The sequence below is a fragment of the Arthrobacter sp. cf158 genome (genome assembly GCF_900106835.1).
Lineage (GTDB): Bacteria > Actinomycetota > Actinomycetes > Actinomycetales > Micrococcaceae > Arthrobacter.
Genome location: NZ_FNNR01000012.1, coordinates 102,635 through 120,108, shown reverse-complemented (window position 1 = coordinate 120,108; position 17,474 = coordinate 102,635). Strand labels below are relative to the sequence as shown.

The following is a 17,474-nucleotide window of genomic DNA, read 5'->3' as shown; positions in this document are numbered from 1 at the left end:
GCGTTAGCCGGCATCCTGGCCGGTGGTCGCAGCGCTAGGCGCTTACCGTCGTCGCGAGTTCCTGCAGGTCCACGGCGGTGGGCCGGGCGGCCGTGCTCCTGATGGCCACCGCCTGACCGCTCCTGGCGGACTCCAAGACTGATTCCATGACATCCAGGGCATGGAATGCCAGTTGGCCGCCGGCGCGTGGTTCCTGTCCTTCCGGTGTTGCTGCGAGATCGGCGATGCCGAACCCACGGCCGGAATCCACGTAGCCGGCCGAGACAGGCAGCGTTTCCCAGTCTTCAGCGCCCAGTGCGAAGAGCTGCACGTCGCCGTCGAAGTAGTTGGGGTCCGGGACGATCAACGAGCCCGTCTGCCCGTGGATCTCAATATTGGGGCTCTTGGTCTTGACGGCGTCGAAGCTCATGAACAGCGTGGAAAGAGCGCCGGACTGGTGGACCAGGACACCCGTGACGTGGGAATCGATGTCCACCGGGACTTTCTGGCCTTCGCGCGGACCCGAGCCAATGGTGCGTTCGCTGCGGGTGTGGCTCGCCGCGCCCACCACGGACACCACAGGTCCCAGCAGCGTCACCAGCGCCGAGACGTAGTAAGGTCCCATGTCGAGCAGCGGTCCGCCACCGGGCTGGTAGTAGAAGTCGGGATTGGGGTGCCAGCGTTCGTGGCCCGGCGTTGCCATGGTTGCTGTGGCCGATACCGGCGCGCCGATGAGTCCATCATCGATCGCTTTGCGGGCCGTTTGGATACCCGTGCCCAGCACGGTATCCGGTGCGCAGCCAACCACTACTCCGGCCGCTGCGGCCGCGTCGAGGACCTCCAGGGCCTCGGCGGTGGTGGCAGCGAGCGGCTTTTCACCGTAGACCGACTTGCCGGCGGCGATCGCCTTCAACGCAATATCGGCGTGCGCCGCGGGGATGGTCAGGTTCAGGACGAGCTGGACGTCGTCCGCGGCCAGGAGCTCGTCCACGGTCAATGCACGGACTCCGTCGTAGGAGTCGGCCACAGCCTGCGCCCGGGCCGGATCGAGGTCCGCTACGGCCACAAGATTGATCGATTCCAGCCTGCGGAAGTTGCTCAGGTACTGCGCGATGATGGCACCGCAGCCGATGATTCCGACGTTCAGCGGCTTGGCAGGGTTCAGCGGGATGCCCACAGCATTCCCCTTTCGATGATGGTGCGAACGTTGCTCTCCTGGAGGATTTCCACGCGGTGGCCAGGGGTGCAGACAAAGATCTTGCCCTTGCCCCACTGGCGGGTCCAGATGGCGGGGGAGGTCACTTCGCGGTTCCAAGGGTCCCATTCCCGCACCTTTTGGGTGGTGGTGGCCAGGACATCAATGTAGTCGTCGCTGAGGACCCAGTATTGCTCCGTGACGAGGTCGAAATCGCCGATTCCCTGTGTGATCGGGTGCTCGGCGGCCGCGGGGAGCATGTTCACGGTGTAGGGGACATAATTGTCCGATTGCTCGCCGATCCGCTCGTCAGGGTGCTTGCCCGGGTGGCAGGCAAACTGGCCACCGATCAGATGCAGATAGTCCGAGTTGTTGCGGTAGGAATCGGCGATGCCACCGTGCCAGCCCGCCAGGCCGGTGCCATTCCCGACGGCGGTGCGGAGTCCCTCGAACTCGTCCTGTTCGATGGTGGTCATCGTCATGCACTGCACGATGAGGTCTACTCCCGCCATGTAATCAGGATCGGCGTAGATTTTAGGGGACTCTTCCACCCTGACGTCATAACCGTTGTCCTTGAGGCAGGGGATGAACAGCTCTGTGGCTTCCACCGGTTGGTGTCCGTCCCAGCCGCCGCGAACCACCAGCGCTGTCTTGTTATTGCTTGTCATGGTTTCCTTCATTTCGGGGCGTAATCATTGGAGTCTGGGTCTGTTGGCTCAGCGCGTTGCAAAGGCAGCATCGAATGCGGCGGCCGGGGGACGGATGGCTGCCAGTTTCCGGACCATGTCCAGCGCCTGGGGAGCGCCGAGCAGCCGGTCCATGCCGGCGTCCTCCCACTCGATGCTGGTGGGTCCTTCATAGCCAATGGCGTTCAGGGTCCGGAAGATGGGCTCCCAGTTCACATCGCCGTGGCCGGCGGTGACGAAGTCCCAACCGCGGCGGGGATCTGCCCACGGCAGGTGGGATCCAAGGCGGCCGTTCCGCCCGTTGAGCTGCCGCACGGATTCCTTGACATGGACGTGGAAGATCTTGTCCGCAAAGTCCTGCAGGAACATCACCGGGTCAAGGTCCTGCCAGATGAAATGGGAGGGATCGAAGTTCAGGCCGAAGCCGTCCCGGTGTTCCATTGCGTCCAGCGTGCGTTGGGCCGTCCAGTAGTCGTAGGCGATTTCTGAGGGGTGGACTTCAAGGGCGAACCTGACCCCAACCTCGTCGAACACGTCAATGATGGGATTCCAGCGGTCGGCAAAGTCCTGGTACCCGCGCTCGATCATGGCGTCCGAGGCCGGTGGGAACATCGCCACGCATTTCCAGATGGAAGAGCCAGTGAACCCCGTGACAGTCTTGACCCCAAGCCTCGCTGCTGCCCGGGCTGTAGTCTTCATTGCTTCGGCGGCCCGCTGCCTCACGCCTTCCGGTTCTCCGTCGCCCCATACGGCCGGGGACAGGATGTCCCGGTGGCGCTCATCGATGGGATCATCGCAAACCGCTTGCCCGGTGAGATGGTTCGCAATCGCGTGGACGGTCAGATGGTGCCTTTCCAGGACGTCCAGCTTGGCCTGCAAGTAGGCATCGTCCTCCACAATGCGCTGCGGATCCAGGTGGTCGCCCCAACACGCGATCTCCAGTCCGTCGAAACCCCACTCTCCAGCCAGCCGTGCCACCTCCTCGAACGGCAGGTCTGCCCACTGGCCGGTGAAGAGGGTAATGGGCCGCGTCATAATGCTTCCTTGTGGACGTTCTGCCAGCGGCTTGCGTTATCCGCGCTCGCCTCGACAGCGGCCAGAACCTTCTGCACCTGCAAGGCGTCCGCGAACGACGGCGACGGCTGCTCGCCTGCGCCGATGGCATTCACGAGGTCTACTACCTGATGGGTGAATCCGTGTTCATAGCCCAGGCCGTGGCCGGTGGGCCACCAGTTGGCGGTGTACGGGTGGGACGGTTCGGTGACCATGATCTTCCGGAACCCGGCATCCGGTTCCAACGCGGAATCGTAGAATTGCAGCGAGTTCATGTCTTCGAAGTCGAACGCGATGGAACCCTTGGTGCCGTTCAGCTCCAGGCGCATCGCATTCTTGCGCCCCAAGGCAAACCGGGTGGCTTCGAAGATACCGATGGGACCTGCCCCGGCCCGTGCGCCGGTGCCGCCGGGGCGGGCGTCAGTGCCGTCGTCGTGCCTGGCTTCGAAACGGGCGGTGAACAGCGCGGCGTCGTCCACGGTCACCGGACCGCGCGGACCGTCAGCGCCACCGTGACCGCCCAAGCCCACAAAGTCGCCGCCAACCGGCCGCTCTTTCACGAACGTCTCCAGCAGCGCCGAGACGCCGGTGATGTTGAGCCCGGTGATCCATTGAGCGGCATCTATGCTGTGTGCCCCGATGTCACCCAGGGAACCTGAGCCGGACTTTGACTTGTCCAACCGCCAGGTCAGCGGGGCATCGGCATCACTGAGCCAGTCCTGCAGGTACTGTGCGCGGACGTGGCGAAGTTCACCCAAACGGCCGTCGTCCACCATCCGCTTGGCAAGGGCCAGTGCAGGTGTGCGGCGGTAACTGAAGCCGCACATGGAGAGCACACCACGCTCGGCTGCCGCTGTTGCCACGGCGGTCATCTTCTGCGCTTCTTCCACGGAGTTGGCCAACGGCTTTTCACACAGGACGTGTTTTCCGGCTTCCAGGGCGGCGATGGCAATCTCGGCGTGGGTGTTTCCCGGGGTGCAGATATCAACGAGGTCGATGTCGTCCCGTTCAATCAACCGACGCCAATCAGTCTCTGTGGAGGCCCAGCCGTACTTGCTTGCTGCTGCCCGTACACCGTCCGCATTCCTGCCCGCCACGGCCGTGAGTTCCGGTATGAGGGGCAAGTCAAAGAAGCGCGGTGCCGTGCGCCAGGCGTGGGAGTGGGCGGCACCCATGAACGCATAACCCACCATGCCAACCCGCAGGGGCTTCGGTTCCGTCATGAGTAATTCCTTTCTGCTGGAAACCAGTTACTTGCTGAAACCGGCGGTCAGGCCGCTGAGCAACTGCCGGCGGGCCACCACGTAGACCACCAGCAGGGGGAGCGTGGCCAACACGACGGAGGCCAGCACCGCCGGAATGTTGACGCTGAACTCACCTTGGAAGGTCCAAAGCGACAACGGCAGTACACGGGTCTCCGGGCTTTGCGTGAGGATCAGCGGGAACAGGAATCCGTTCCACACATGCAGTGCGTTGTAGATGCCAACCGTGATGACAGCGGGCTTGGTCAGGGGCAGCGCGAGGCGCCACATCATGGCCCAATCAGAGCAGCCATCCAGCCGCATCGACTCAAACAACTCATTGGGAACATCCCGCATGAAGTTGGACAGGATGAGCACGGACACGGGGATCGCGAACGCAATGGACGGCAGGATGAGGGCCAGCAAGGTGTCGTACATGTGGGCTTTGGTGATCATCCAATAGATGGGGATGATCGTGGCATGCAGCGGGATGGCGAGGCCCAGCAGGAACACATTGTTGGTCCAGCTGAGGAACCTGCCTTTGCCTCGAACAATTGCGTAAGCCGCCATGAAGGCGACAAAGAGGGCTGGAACCACACTGCCCACGGTCACGATGAGGCTGTTGGCGAAGTACCTGGCGAAGTCGTTCTCCAGAACCAGCTTGTAATTGTCCAGCGTTGGCTCAGCCGGAGGCAGCATCGGGTTGGAGGTGAAGAACCCTGCTTGGTTCTTCAGGCTTGTGATCACCACGTAGTAGACCGGCACAATGATGACCGCCAACCAGATCCAGCCGCCCAGACCACCCAGAAGGTTGGGCCGCGAGCGGCCAAGTTTTTGGGGCCGACGGCGGGTGGTCACCGGCGTTGGCAGCGCGGAGGGTGCTGTTGGGAGTTGAGTGGTGGAAGCCATTAGGCACCTTCCAATTGGCTGGCGTTGCGGTTCTTGCCGCCGAGTCGTTGAAGGAACAAAGCCAAAGCCAGGCCGATGACCACCAGGATCACGCCCAAGGCGCTCGCAGCTCCCATGTCATTGGCTTTGAAGCCGGTGAGGTACATGTGGAGCGGAAGCAGCCTGGTGGAGTAGCCAGGGCCGCCGGCCGTGAGCACGAAGATCAGGTCGAAGTAAGCCAGGGACCCCACCACCATGAGCGTGGAAGAGGTGATCATGGTGTATTTCAACTGCGGCAACGTGATGTTGAAGAACTGCTGGATCCTGCCGGCACCGTCGATTTGTGCTGCCTCATACAGCGAGGTGGGGATTTGCCGTACGCCGCCTTGGTAGATGAGCGTGTGGAACGGCACGAATTGCCAGGCGATCACAAAGACCACCACGAACAGCACCAGATCCGAGTTACCCAGCCAGTCCTGCGCCAGGAACGGCAGCCCCAAGCCTGGGCCAAGGCCGAAGTTGGGGTCCAGCAGCGCCTTGAAGGCAATGGCCACAGCAGCCGAGGACAACAGCAGCGGTACGAAGTAGAGAACCGCCAGAGCGGCCCGGTACTTCTGACTGGCGGCAGTGAAGACACCGAGTAAGAGGCTGATGGGTGCCTGGACGATGAAGGAGAAGAGCATGATCTTTGCTGTCACCAGGAGGGCGTTGCCCGTGACGGGATCGGCCAGGACCGTGTTCCAGCTGGAGAGTCCGTCGAGTTTGATCTCGCCAAGTCCGTCCCAGCGGGTAAAGCTGAGGAACAGGACTCCCAGGAGCGGGAGGATGGCGAAGAGCATGAAGAACGCGAGGGCCGGGGCCGCCAGCCATCCCGACGGACCTTTTTCCAAGGTCCGTCGGGATGCCTGACCCCGCCGGGACAACTGCTCCCGGGTGGTTGTTGTGGTTGACACAGGACTACTTCCCGATCGTCGCGTTCATGGTGGAGGCGAACTGCTCAGGGGTGATCTTCTTCAGGAAGATCTGGTCGAGGTTTGCCAGCATCGCGTCGCCTTGGGCGGGGCTGAGGGCCTGGTCCCAGGAGAGGGTGAAGCTGGGGGCGTTCTTAGCCATGCCGTAGACGTAGGTCAGGAAGTCCTTGTCCGGGGAAGCAGCGAGCTTGTCCTCGATACCGTTGACCACCGGCACCGCACCTGAATCAATGAGTCCCTGGATGTTCTCGTCCGTGAACATGCCATCGGCGACGTAGTCCAAGGCTGCCTTCTTTTGGCCTTCAGTGGCTTTCGAGGAGAGGGACCAGAAGTTCGACGGGTTGCCCACGACGTTGGCGGGATCACCCTTGCCGCCCTCCACTGTGGGGAACGTGGTGTAGCCAAGCTTGCCGCTCTTGACGAAATCTGCAGCGTCCTTCTTCAGCCCTTGGTAGATCCAGCCACCTTGCAGGATCATGGCGGCTTTGCCCGTGTACATCAGGGCTTGGTCAGCGTTGCTGTCAGCTGCGACCGAAGAGAAGCCGTTGATGAAGCCTCCGGCGTCCACCAGGTCCTGGATCTTGGTCAGGGCCTCAATCACGGCCGGATCCGACCAGGCATTGGGCTTGTTCGCCGCGATGTTCGCGAAGACCTCGGGGCCTCCAATGCGTTCCACCAGGTACTCGAGCCACATCAGGTCAGGCCACTTGGACTGCCCACCCAGGGAGAAGGGAGCAACGCCGGCTTCCTTGAACTTGGGGACCAGTGCCATGAGTTCGTCCCAGGTCTTGGGGGCTTCTGCACCGATTTTCTCGAAGACTTCTTTGTTGTAGTAAAGGACTACGGGCTGCACGTTGTTGTTGGGCAGAGCGTACGTCTTGCCCTCGATCTCGCCGTTCTTGAGCACCGAAGGAAGGTAGCGGCTCTGAACATCAGGGTGTTCCTTGAGGAAGCCGGAGAGGTCGTCCACCTGGCCGGAATCAACGTAGGACTTCAGGACGCCGCCGCCCCAGCCGTAGATGAAGGTAGGTCCCTGGCCGGCGCCGACGGCGGTCCGCACCTTGGTCTTGTAAGCATCGTTCGCGAAGAAGTCGAGCTTGATGGACGAATCGGGGTGTGCCTTGTTCCAGGAGTCAACGGATGTCTGGAGGACGGGCTGGTTGCCGCCTGTCAGCCCCCACATGGTTGCGGAGTCCGCGGATGTTCCCGACCCCGCAGGTCCGGAGGATCCGCAGGCTGCCAGGGCAATCGACAATGCGGCTGCGGAAACCGCCATTCCGGCGGTGCGCAACTTCAGATTTTTCATGTGCATTTCCATTCGTCCTTCGGGCTCGACTCTGATCGCCCGGTTGTTTCGTGTAAAAAGCCACACTCCGCGGCGGAACGATCTACATCGATCGTTTCGAATCCGTTGACATTTCGAAATATTTCGACAATCCTTTCGGAAGTGCCCACCAAATTTAGCTGTGAGGGGCATCACCGTCAAGCCCCAAGGCTGGCTTATTTTCAGGAGATTATGACCTTGCATTGACGGGGCAGGCATGCATCAAGCACACTGAATGCGACCGAAATATTTCGAAAGCAGGAGCATTGTGGATCGTGATCTTCGCCCGTCCAAGCTCACTCTGGCCGCCGTCGCCGCGGAAGTGGGGGTTTCAGCGCCCACCGTTTCCAAAGTTGTCAACGGCCGCGAGGACGTAGCGGAGGCAACCCGCGCCCGGGTGCTGGCAGCTCTTCAGCGCACCGGCTACAAGTCGCCCGTGCAACGCAAAAGCATTCCCGAGCATCGCGCCGTGGAGGTGGTCTTCGATTCCTTGAATTCGGCCTATGGGGTGGAGGTGCTCAATGGAGTCATGGAGCACGCGGCGGTGTCCGAAATGGAAGTCATTCTCTCCATTACCGGGCGCCAGGCGGCGTCGCCGTTGGGTCCGGAGGAACGCGCGCAACGCATGATCGACGAAGGCCGGGCAGGCATGATCGTGGTGACCTCGGCGTTTGGAGCCGCTCAATTGGAGGCTTTCAAACGACGCCAAATCCCTATTGTGGTGGTTGACCCGCTGAATCCGCCCCCCGCCGATGTTTTCAGCGTTGGCGCCAGCAACTGGGCTGGCGGGAAGGCTGCGGCCTCGCACCTGTTGGAGTTGGGCCACCGGAAGATCGCCTACATTGGTGGTCCTTCGACGGCGGAGTGCAGCCAGGCCCGCCTGCATGGCTACATGGCTGCCTTGATGGCAGGGGGAGTCACCGTGGACGACGACTACGTTTCTGCGGGCCCGTTCAAACCGGAGAACGGCGTACGGGCCATGAAGGCCTTGTTGGCACTCGACGATCCGCCCACCGCGATCTTCGCCGGCAGCGACAGCATCGCCCTCGGCGTCCTGGCAGAAGCCCGACGTCAGGACGTTCGGATTCCCGAGGAAATGAGCTTGGTGGGATTCGACGGCACGCATCAAGCCGAAGAGTCAGTACCGCCACTGACCTCAGTGTCCCAGCCGCTACAGGAAATGGGACGATCCGCGCTGAGCTTCATCCTCCGCCAGAAGAACGGGGAGGAAATCGACTCGCGCAGGGTGGAACTGGCCACACACCTCGTCGTCCGGGAGTCCACGGCTCCGCCGCGGGCGTAGCCGCCATGGGGGGTAGGCCGTGCAGGGAGGCCGCCGTCTAGGGGAGCTGCCGTCGTCGACTGTTCAGTTCCATGGGCGGGATGGCGTCATACAGCAACACCCGCACCCAACGGTCGCCCGTTTCGCGGAACTCCGCACGGCTGGCGAAGCGGTACAGATAGCTGCGCGCCCGCACCCAACGCGGGCGTTCGCCGTCGAAAGGGTCCCGGCCAAGCAGCCCAAGCGTCGGCTTGTCGGCCTCCAGCAACTTATCCATGAAAGCGTAAAACCAGTCCTCGTGGACGGTGCGCAACGGCAGGAACCACATCAGCCAGTCCAGCCTGAGATGATACGGCGCCCATTGCCGGGAGAGTCGCCGGACATCGCCCGGCTTCCCTTTGAACCCGTACTCCAACCACCGGCCATCCGGCACGTTGGCTTCCGCATCCAACGTGCCCTCCACCACGATCTCGATCCGCTGCTTGGTGACAGTCCCGAACGCGCCGTAGGCGTTGACCAGTCGCCACCGGTTAAAGCTCGCATTCATCAGTTGCTGTCTCGAGAACAGATTGAGGAGCGGGCGGTAGCTCAGTACCAGCAACAGAAGGGTTACAAGGACGACGACGGCGAGCCACCACCCCGGGGTTTCGGCGCCTGCGTGCCACTCAAGCGGGATGAACGGGAAAACGGCATGCGCCACGGGATCGCTCACTGCAGCGAACGCCAGGACGATAGCCACCCAGTTCAACCACGCAAAGTTCCCGGTGCCCACCAGCCACAGCTGGGTGACGATGATGACGCTGGCTGCGATGCTGGCGAGCGGTTGCGGTGCGAACAGGAAAAAGGGGACCACCAGTTGCGCGAAGTGGTTGCCCATCACCTCCACTTTGTGGAGTGCGCGCGGCAATAGGTGCGCCTGCCTGCTGAGCGGGCCGGGCATTGGCTGTGTCTCATGGTGGTAGAACATCGCCGTCATGTCGCGCCATTCGCGGCCACCCCGGATCTTGATCATTCCTGCACCGAACTCAAGCCGGAAAACGAGCCAGGCAATGAGGATCAAGATGGTGGTGGGTGGGGGAGTCTGGTCCGAGCCAAGGAATGCCACCGTAAATCCGGCTTCGAGGAGCAGGATCTCCCAGCCAAAGCCGTAGAACGTTTGGCCCACGTTGACGATTGACATGTAGAGAAACCATAGGGTGAGGAAGGCCAGCATGGGCACCCACGGTGGGCCGGTTTGGGGTAGACCTGCCACCAGCAGCGCAGCGATCGCCATGCCCGCCCAGCACACTGCCCTGAGGAAACGGTCCGAATAGTGCCGCGTGAAGAGGGTGGGCCGGTCCAGGCGACGGGCCAAGCCCAGGAAGTCCGGTACCGGCAAGAGCCCGCGCTCGCCGAGGAGGGCTGGAAATTGGTTCAGGGTGGAAAGGAACGCAACCAGATACAGCGCAGCCGTGCCGCGCTGCAACACTTGCCGGGCGAATTCGTAGTCCCGCGCGTCGAACCAGGACAGCCACTCCACATTCCCACGGTACGCGTGAATCCAACGGTTCGCGCGGCAGGAGGCCGGTCAAGCGGCCCGGGTTATCCACGTGATGCCCTGGACCGGTCGCTGCTCCCTGTGCCGGCTGGGATACTTAAGCAATGCAGCCGCGCAAGATCGTCATCCTCGGGTCCACCGGTTCCATCGGCACACAGGCGATTGATGTCGTCGATGCTGCCCCACACCGTTTCGAGGTGGTGGCGCTGAGTGCCGGCGGCGGGAATCTTGAGCTCATCGCACGGCAGGCCGTGCACACCAAGGCGCAAGCAGTGGGTATCGCCGGGGGAGATGCCACGCTCTTGCGGCAGCTGATAGCCGCAGCCGCAGCCGCGTCCGGTCTGGTCAACTTCGCTCCGGAAATCTTTGTTGGTCCGGACGCCTCCACACACATCGCAGCCATCGAATGCGACGTCGTCCTGAATGGCATCACCGGGTCCATCGGCCTGGCGCCCACGCTCGCTGCGCTCAGAACCGGCGCCACATTGGCCCTGGCCAACAAGGAATCACTGATCGTCGGGGGCGCCCTGGTCAAAGCTGCCGCACGCCCCGGTCAGATAGTCCCTGTTGATTCCGAGCATTCCGCCATTGCCCAGTGCCTGCGTTCCGGCACTGAACAGGAAGTGGAGAAGCTGATCCTCACGGCCTCCGGTGGTCCGTTCCGCGGGCGGAGCCGCGAGCAGCTTCACAGCGTCACGCCGCAGGAAGCGCTGGCCCACCCCACGTGGGACATGGGCCTCATGGTCACCACCAACTCAGCCAGCCTGGTGAACAAGGGCCTGGAAGTGATCGAGGCCCACCTGCTCTTCGATGTTCCCCTGGACAGGATCGACGTCGTGGTTCATCCTCAATCGGTGGTCCACTCCATGGTCCAGTTCGTGGACGGATCCATCATCGCCCAGGCCTCGCCCCCGGACATGAGGCTGCCCATCGCCCTGGGGCTGGGCTGGCCGGACCGTGTGCCCCATGCTGCCAAGGCCTGCGACTGGACTCAGGCCACCAGCTGGACGTTTGAGCCACTGGATACCGTGGCGTTCCCGGCCGTGGACCTCGCCAAGGACGCAGCCAAGCAGGGCAGTACCTTCCCTGCCGTCTTCAACGCCGCCAATGAGGAAGCTGTTGTTGCCTTCCACGCCGGCCGCATTCGTTTCACGGACATCGTGGATACGGTTGAGTCTGTCCTCAGCGAACATTCAGGCTCTTCTGAGCTAACGGTGGAGTCCGTGCTGGATGCTGAGAAGTGGGCACGCGGCCGAACCCACGATCGTTTAGCCACCAGCAGCGCCCTGTAGCTCACACAACCTTTACGGAAGCAGTCCCACCGGCATGAGTCCCGTCCTTCTCTTTATCCTCGGAGTCGTCTTCGTCGCGATCGGCGTAGCCGTCTCCATCGCGTTGCACGAGGTAGGCCACCTGGTGCCTGCGAAGCTCTTCAAAGTCCGCGTGACCAAGTACATGATCGGCTTTGGACCCACGCTGTGGTCCAGGAAGAAGGGCGAGACCGAGTACGGCTTCAAGGCCCTACCCTTGGGTGGGTATGTGTCCATGATCGGCATGTACCCGCCGAACAAGGAAGATGGTGCAGTCCGCCCCTCGAGTACGGGCATGTTCCAGACGCTGGCCACCGAGGCACGTTCCATGGCACATGAAGAAGTGGGTGCCGGGGACGAAAACCGTGTGTTCTACAAGCTTCCTGTATGGAAAAAGATCATCATCATGCTGGGCGGCCCGGCCATGAACATGATCATCGGGCTCATCCTGTTGGCGGTCCTGCTGATGGGCTTTGGCACAGCCCAGGCAACCACCACCATCGCCGATGTTTCCAAATGCCAGGTTGCGGCGGGGGAGACTGTGGATCCGGACTCGGCTGACTGCAAGCCCACCCCAGCCGCTGCCGCCGGTCTCCAGCCAAACGACACCATCACGTCCTTCGATGGAAAGCCCGTCACCAGCTGGGACGAGCTGACGGGCTGGATCCGTGCCTCCGCGGGTAAGGAGGTGCCCATCACGGTGCAGCGGAACGGAACTTCCGTGGACGCCACGGTGACGCCCGTGCTTTCGTCCCGCCCCGTCGTCGGTTCCGACGGACGCCAAGCACAGGACGCCAATGGGGTTCTGCAATATCAGGAGGTCGGTTTCCTGGGCATCGGTGCCCAAAGTGCCTTGGTTCCGCAACCGGCGTCGGCCGTTCTTCCCATGGCCGGGGAAAACATCAAGCAGATCTCCGGTGTGATCTTCAACCTGCCCGCCCGGGTGGTTGGCGTTGCGAAAGCAGCCTTCAGCGAAGAGCCGCGCGATCCCAACGGACCCATCAGTGTGGTGGGTGTTGGCCGCGTCGCAGGCGAAGTCGCTGCCATGGAGGAGGTTCCGATGCAGGCACGCATCGGAACCCTGGTGGGCTTGCTGGCCGGGCTCAATTTCGCGTTGGCCATCTTCAACCTCATTCCCTTGCTGCCCCTTGACGGTGGTCACGTGGCCGGAGCGCTGTACGAGGGCGCGCGACGCCAAGTAGCCAAATTGCGCGGCAAGCCGGACCCGGGCGCATTCGACATCGCCAAACTGCTGCCCGTTACCTACGTGGTGGCAGCGCTGCTCATGGCGATGGGCGCCCTGCTGATCTACGCGGACATCGTGAAGCCGGTGAACATCTTCGGTTGACCGTTGAGTATTTTCGGCACACCCATGAACATTTTCGGCAGAGCAGGCGGGATAGGCTAGCTCCATGACTGTTTTCGCTGTTGAGTACGTATACGTTGCAGATTCCGGTCCCCTTCGCGACGAAGCCCGCCCCGCACACCGTGCCTGGCTCGGCGATCTGGCCGAGGAAGGCACTCTGCTGGCCAGTGGCCCGTACGGTGACGGTGCTGGCGCCCTGCTGATCTTCAAGTCCGCAGACGAAGCCGGGCTCAATGACCTCCTCAAGCAGGATCCGTTCGCTGAAGCCGGCGTCATCGCCGGCATCCGTACCACGGAATGGGCCCCCATCATCGGCGTCCTGGCTGCCCACGCGTCCTAAGCGGACGCTCTCTACTACTTCGATCCACCCCAATCCAAGGAGTCCACGTGACCTCGGTCAGCCTGGGAATGCCAGCAGCCCCACCCCCCGTCCTTGCCCCCCGCCGTAAGACGCGGCAGATCAAGGTTGGGTCCGTTGGTGTTGGTTCCGACTCGCCCATCAGCGTTCAGTCCATGACCACTACGCCCACCACGGACATCAACGCCACGCTTCAGCAGATCGCTGAGCTGACTGCTTCCGGCTGTGACATCGTGCGGGTTGCCTGTCCCTCCGCGGACGATGCTGAAGCGTTGCCCATCATTGCCCGCAAGTCGCAGATCCCCGTCATCGCGGACATCCACTTCCAGCCGAAGTACGTCTTCGCCGCGATTGAAGCAGGATGTGCCGCGGTCCGCGTGAACCCGGGCAACATCCGTAAGTTCGATGACCAGGTCAAGGAAATCGCAGCAGCGGCCCGGGACCACGGTACGTCCATTCGTATCGGCGTCAACGCCGGTTCCTTGGAACCCGGCATCATGAAAAAGTACGGCAAGGCGACGCCTGAGGCGCTGGTTGAGTCCGCCGTCTGGGAAGCCTCGCTGTTCGAAGAGCACGGCTTCCACGACTTCAAGATCTCCGTCAAGCACAACGACCCCGTCATCATGGTGGCCGCCTACGAGATGCTTGCAGAGAAGGGCGACTGGCCCCTCCACCTCGGTGTGACCGAGGCCGGTCCGGCATTCCAGGGCACCATCAAGTCGGCAACGGCTTTCGGTGCACTCCTCTCCCGTGGCATTGGTGACACCATCCGCGTTTCCCTTTCGGCCCCGCCGGTAGAGGAAATCAAGGTGGGCAACCAGATCCTGCAGTCCCTGAACCTGCGCCCGCGCAAGCTCGAGATTGTGTCCTGCCCTTCGTGTGGCCGCGCCCAAGTGGACGTGTATACGCTGGCTGAGCAGGTCACCGCCGGCCTCGAAGGCATGGAGATTCCGCTGCGCGTTGCCGTGATGGGCTGCGTGGTCAACGGACCCGGTGAGGCCCGTGAAGCCGACCTGGGCGTGGCCTCCGGAAACGGCAAGGGCCAGATTTTCGTGAAGGGTGAAGTCATCAAGACTGTGCCTGAGAGCGAAATTGTTGAGACACTGATCGAAGAGGCCATGCGTATCGCTGAAGAGATGGGGGAGGCCGATGGCGAAGATGCTGTCAAGGGTAGCCCCGTGGTTAGCGTCTCGTAACGAGAACGGCCTGGGAGTCAGGGTGCTCGGCAGTGCCGACACCCTGGCTCTTCGCGCGCTTGCACGTGAGGACGTCGTGGCCAACGTCTTCATTTTGGCCCATCTGGACAGCACGGGCACAGCCGCGCCCACCAGCGGTGGCGCCAGCGTCTTCGGAGTCTTCGACGGCGGGACACTCCTGGGTGCTTGCTGGGCAGGAGCCAATCTGGTGCCCGTGCAACTCGATCCAGGGCTGGCAGGCTACATAGCCACGGCAGCCCATCAAACAGGACGCCGGTACGCTTCCATTTTTGGGCCAGCCGATACCGTTCTGGCGTTGTACTCCCGCTTCGAGCAGTTAGGTCATGGGGCGCACGAAGTACGTGCGCAGCAGCCGCTTCTGACGATCTCCGGAGCCCCCGCCATTCACGCCAATCCTGCGCTGACCTTTGGCGCCATGAACGACTTCGACCGCATTCTGCCTGCCTGCGCAGCGATGTTTGAGGAAGAGGTTGGGTATTCGCCCTTTCTTGGAGGGCAGGAGTTCTACAGCCGTCGGGTTGCCGGGCTCATTCGGCAAGGCCATTCTTTGGTCCATATCGATGCAGCAGGCACGGTGATCTTCAAGGCAGAACTGGGCGCTGTCACCCAGGACGTTACCCAGGTGCAGGGCGTGTGGATGAATCCGGACCTGCGTGGACGCGGCCAAAGCGCCGGCTACATGGCCGCCGTCGTGAATCTGTCACGGACTTTTGCGCCGGTGACGAGCCTTTACGTGAACGATTACAACGCCAAGGCCCGCGCTACTTACGAGCGTGTGGGCTTCGAGCAAGTGGGCACGTTCGCCACAGTACTTTTCTAGGCCAGGGGCTTCCTGCTTGTATTCTTATCTCCGCTGACGTCTGTCAGCACATCACTCACATTTCCCTGGGGAACAAATGAATAAGAATGCGCTGCGCGGATTTGCCGTGTCAGGACTGTTGGTCATGGGCCTCACCGCCTGTAGCGGTGCCGGTACCTCTACCGATGCGGCCTCGGCTCCGGCGAGCGAAGCAGGAACCCCGACGCCCACCGAGGCTCCCTTCCGAACGTACTCGAAAGCTGAACTGACGTCCATGGTGGGCGACGTCCGCGATGCCAAGGGCACTCGCCTCATGGTGATGCCGGAGGACCGCCTTGCAGATACCTTGAAGCAGGTTAAGGACCTTCTTGCCAACGTCACGGTGGAGCCTGCCGCGTGTGCAAACTTCCTTACCGGGGGCGGCATTCAGATGGAGGAAGGAGCCACCATCAGCATCGGTGCCTCAGCAAGTTCGACTGCCGAGACGGCCAACCTTCTGTCGCTCTTCTCCGGAGTGTCCGAGGACAAGGTGAAGGCTGTTTCCGAGAAGAGCGCCAAAGATCTCGCCGCGTGCGGAAATGTCCAGATGACCATCATGGGAGAGGTAGTCCAGGCAAGCAGCAAAGCCCTGCCGACCTCAGCCAAGACTCCTGGGGCCATCGCGTACCGGAGCACGGTTGCCGGAACAGCCGGATCCCAGAACCAATTGTTCGTCTCAGCGGTCAAAAGTGGAGTTGTGCTGGTAGCGCAGTCAACGGGAACCAAGGTGGAGGACTCCGAGCTCCCCAAGCTTGAGGCGATGCTGGACGAAGCCGCGGACCTCATCAAATAGCAGCACGGCCAAATAGCAGCACGGCCAAATAGCAGCACGGCCAAGCAGCAGCACGGGTTCCCCAAAGGGCCCGTGCTGCTGCTATTTGGGGGAGTCCAGGTTCCCTGTGAGGTAGCGCTGGATGTTCGGTGCCACCCAGCGGACCACGTCATCCTGGGCAGCGGAGGCCAAGGGCTCGAGCCGGAGTACGTACCGGGTCAGCATCAAGCCCATCACCTGTGACGCCACCAGGCTACCCCTGAGGCGCACTTCCTCAGCTGGCCCAGGTACACCGGCCATCACGCGGGACAGGATGGTCCGGTTCACCATTTCCCGCAGCATGGCCGTCTTGGCTTTGGACCCGATGGTTCCCCGAACGAACGCCACCAGCCCATGCTGTGCCGGGCCCTCCCACAAGCGCAGCACAGCCCGGACGATCACCTCGGCCCTGGCGCCGGGGTCGGTACCTTCGACGCCGGCCAGAACCTCGGCCGGATCCGCGGGCAACTCCACGCTGGCGGCAAAGAGTTCGTCCTTGCCCCGGAAGAAGTGGTGCACCATGGCCGGGTCCACCGAGGCCTCCCGGGCCACCTGGCGCAAGCTGGTCCCCTCGAACCCATGCTCGGCAAACAGTTTCCGGGCAGCCGCGAGGATGGCCTCCCGGGAATGCTCGCGGGCGCTGCGTCGGCCTCGCCGTATCTGCGGAAGGCTCATCGTGTCTGCCGCCGAAGCGTCAGGGAGGCCAGGACAAGGACGCCCACCACAATCGCGCCCATCACCAGGGTGTCCTGCCACATCGCTGAGGTGGCCTCGGCGTTAGCGGCGATTTCCTTGAGTGCATCCACGGAAAACGTCAGTGGGAGGGCTCCGGAGATGGCTTCGAGGACCGCATTCATGTCCTCCCGGGCCACGAACAGGCCGCACAACAGGATTTGGGGGACCACCACCACGGGCATGAACTGGACGGCCTGGAATTCGGTGCGGGCGAAGGCCGAGCACAGCAGCCCCAGGGCAACACCCAAAACGGCGTTGATGACGGCGATCATCACCACGAATCCCGGGCTTCCCTTGATGTCCAGATCGAACACCCAATAGGCAACAGCTGTCGCCACCAGGGATTGCAGTGCGGCCATGATGGAGAAGGCCAGTGCATAGCCGAACAGCAGGTCGGCCTTATGGATGGGCGTGGTCAGTAGCCGTTCCAAGGTCCCCGATGTCCGCTCACGCAGCATGGTGATGGAGGTGACCAGGAACATCACCACAAAGGGGAAAATGGCCAGCATCATCAGGCCGACGCGGTCGAAGGTGCGGGGGAAACCAGGTGGCAGTGTCTCGTTTTCGAACAGGAAATAGACCGCTGCCAGCAGAAGGGCAGGGACCACCAGGATCAGTGCCACGCTGCGGTGGTCGTGGCGGAGTTGTCCCAAAACCCGCGTGGTGGTGGCGAGGGTCATGCG

At 62.4% G+C, this 17,474-nt stretch carries 17 protein-coding genes; 7 read left to right on the top strand and 10 right to left on the bottom strand.

The annotated features are described in order from the left end of the window. Window positions 1–34: 34 nt before the first annotated feature. Genes BLW08_RS20925 through BLW08_RS20895 form a run of 7 tightly spaced genes read right to left on the bottom strand, consistent with a single transcriptional unit; the run spans window position 35 to window position 7,319 of the window. Window positions 35–1,156 carry a Gfo/Idh/MocA family protein gene (locus BLW08_RS20925; protein ID WP_091327816.1) on the bottom strand — a complete coding sequence of 374 codons (1,122 nt, stop codon included), beginning with the start codon at window positions 1,154–1,156 and terminating at the stop codon, window positions 35–37. Continuing rightward, window positions 1,141–1,842 (bottom strand): ThuA domain-containing protein, encoded by a 702-nt coding sequence (locus tag BLW08_RS20920; RefSeq protein ID WP_091327851.1) that lies wholly within the window; start codon window positions 1,840–1,842, stop codon window positions 1,141–1,143. The genes BLW08_RS20925 and BLW08_RS20920 overlap by 16 nt, the downstream gene beginning before the upstream one ends. A gap of 48 nt (window positions 1,843–1,890) precedes the next feature. Next, window positions 1,891–2,895 carry a sugar phosphate isomerase/epimerase family protein gene (locus tag BLW08_RS20915; RefSeq protein ID WP_091327813.1) on the bottom strand — a complete coding sequence of 335 codons (1,005 nt, stop codon included), beginning with the start codon at window positions 2,893–2,895 and terminating at the stop codon, window positions 1,891–1,893. Then, on the bottom strand, window positions 2,892–4,136 hold the full coding sequence (locus BLW08_RS20910) for a Gfo/Idh/MocA family protein (protein ID WP_091327810.1): 1,245 nt from the start codon (window positions 4,134–4,136) through the stop codon (window positions 2,892–2,894). Before BLW08_RS20910 ends, BLW08_RS20915 begins: the two co-directional genes overlap by 4 nt. 27 nt (window positions 4,137–4,163) lie before the next feature. Then, window positions 4,164–5,063, bottom strand: a complete 900-nt coding sequence (locus tag BLW08_RS20905; RefSeq protein ID WP_091327806.1) for a carbohydrate ABC transporter permease — start codon at window positions 5,061–5,063, stop codon at window positions 4,164–4,166. Further along, window positions 5,063–5,995, bottom strand: a complete 933-nt coding sequence (locus tag BLW08_RS20900; RefSeq protein WP_091327801.1) for a carbohydrate ABC transporter permease — start codon at window positions 5,993–5,995, stop codon at window positions 5,063–5,065. The genes BLW08_RS20905 and BLW08_RS20900 overlap by 1 nt, the downstream gene beginning before the upstream one ends. Before the next feature lie 4 nt (window positions 5,996–5,999). Next, window positions 6,000–7,319 (bottom strand): extracellular solute-binding protein, encoded by a 1,320-nt coding sequence (locus BLW08_RS20895; protein ID WP_090822398.1) that lies wholly within the window; start codon window positions 7,317–7,319, stop codon window positions 6,000–6,002. Window positions 7,320–7,605: 286 nt separating this feature from the next. Between BLW08_RS20895 and BLW08_RS20890 the strand changes: the two genes are divergently transcribed. After that, on the top strand, window positions 7,606–8,640 hold the full coding sequence (locus BLW08_RS20890) for a LacI family DNA-binding transcriptional regulator (protein WP_090822400.1): 1,035 nt from the start codon (window positions 7,606–7,608) through the stop codon (window positions 8,638–8,640). A gap of 37 nt (window positions 8,641–8,677) precedes the next feature. On the opposite strand, the gene BLW08_RS20885 is transcribed toward BLW08_RS20890, so the two are convergent. Next, window positions 8,678–10,138, bottom strand: a complete 1,461-nt coding sequence (locus tag BLW08_RS20885; protein WP_091327795.1) for a lipase maturation factor family protein — start codon at window positions 10,136–10,138, stop codon at window positions 8,678–8,680. A 122-nt stretch (window positions 10,139–10,260) separates the two neighbouring features. On the opposite strand from BLW08_RS20885, the gene dxr reads away from it, so the two are divergent. The 6 genes from dxr (at window position 10,261) to BLW08_RS20855 (ending at window position 16,038) form a co-directional block, all read left to right on the top strand. Further along, window positions 10,261–11,448, top strand: a complete 1,188-nt coding sequence (gene dxr / locus BLW08_RS20880; protein WP_091327792.1) for a 1-deoxy-D-xylulose-5-phosphate reductoisomerase — start codon at window positions 10,261–10,263, stop codon at window positions 11,446–11,448. Window positions 11,449–11,482: 34 nt separating this feature from the next. Further along, on the top strand, window positions 11,483–12,814 hold the full coding sequence (locus BLW08_RS20875) for a M50 family metallopeptidase (RefSeq protein WP_090822406.1): 1,332 nt from the start codon (window positions 11,483–11,485) through the stop codon (window positions 12,812–12,814). A gap of 64 nt (window positions 12,815–12,878) precedes the next feature. Beyond that, window positions 12,879–13,172 (top strand): YciI family protein, encoded by a 294-nt coding sequence (locus BLW08_RS20870; protein WP_090822408.1) that lies wholly within the window; start codon window positions 12,879–12,881, stop codon window positions 13,170–13,172. Window positions 13,173–13,219: 47 nt separating this feature from the next. Further along, entirely contained in the window at window positions 13,220–14,386 is a 1,167-nt protein-coding gene (gene ispG, locus BLW08_RS20865; protein ID WP_011774258.1) for a flavodoxin-dependent (E)-4-hydroxy-3-methylbut-2-enyl-diphosphate synthase, read from the top strand. Then, entirely contained in the window at window positions 14,349–15,227 is an 879-nt protein-coding gene (locus tag BLW08_RS20860; protein ID WP_090822652.1) for a GNAT family N-acetyltransferase, read from the top strand. Before ispG ends, BLW08_RS20860 begins: the two co-directional genes overlap by 38 nt. A 76-nt stretch (window positions 15,228–15,303) precedes the next feature. Further along, complete coding sequence (locus tag BLW08_RS20855) at window positions 15,304–16,038, top strand: hypothetical protein (protein WP_090822411.1); 735 nt, start codon at window positions 15,304–15,306, stop codon at window positions 16,036–16,038. Between the two features lie 81 nt (window positions 16,039–16,119). Here BLW08_RS20855 and BLW08_RS20850 read toward each other — a convergent pair whose 3' ends face one another. Next, window positions 16,120–16,731 (bottom strand): TetR/AcrR family transcriptional regulator, encoded by a 612-nt coding sequence (locus BLW08_RS20850; RefSeq protein ID WP_090822413.1) that lies wholly within the window; start codon window positions 16,729–16,731, stop codon window positions 16,120–16,122. Next, window positions 16,728–17,471 (bottom strand): ABC transporter permease, encoded by a 744-nt coding sequence (locus tag BLW08_RS20845; RefSeq protein ID WP_090822653.1) that lies wholly within the window; start codon window positions 17,469–17,471, stop codon window positions 16,728–16,730. The genes BLW08_RS20850 and BLW08_RS20845 overlap by 4 nt, the downstream gene beginning before the upstream one ends. Between the last annotated feature and the right edge of the window lie 3 nt (window positions 17,472–17,474).